This is a genomic window from Pseudomonas sp. 2995-3 (assembly GCF_002742565.1).
Taxonomy (GTDB): Bacteria; Pseudomonadota; Gammaproteobacteria; order Pseudomonadales; family Pseudomonadaceae; genus Aquipseudomonas; species Aquipseudomonas edaphica.
This window is the reverse complement of the sequence record NZ_LJSB01000396.1, coordinates 1-254: the sequence shown is the minus strand read 5'-3', so window position 1 is coordinate 254 and position 254 is coordinate 1. Positions and strand designations below refer to the sequence as shown.

Sequence of the window (254 nt, the reverse complement as noted above, 5' to 3'; positions counted from 1 at the left end):
CTCCAATACAGTTGAGGGGAATGAGTACACACGGACTTCAATGGTTTGGGGAGATTGTAAATGAGAACGCTTTCGCAACGTTAGCGGATGATTGGGAATCTAATATGATCAGATTAGCGATGTATGTTGGAGAAGGAGGTTATGCAACGAATCCAGCTGTGAAGGATCTAGTATACGAAGGAATTGATTTGGCGTTTAAGCATGATATGTATGTTATCGTGGATTGGCATGTTCACGCGCCTGGTGATCCAAGA

1 protein-coding gene is annotated in these 254 nt (G+C 43.3%); it reads left to right on the top strand.

Annotated elements, in window-relative coordinates; translation table 11 throughout:
- Positions 1 to 11: 11 nt before the first annotated feature.
- Positions 12 to 254 (top strand): cellulase family glycosylhydrolase (locus tag AOA62_RS32735; RefSeq protein ID WP_368665719.1); only part of this gene is annotated, 243 nt, incomplete at its 3' end.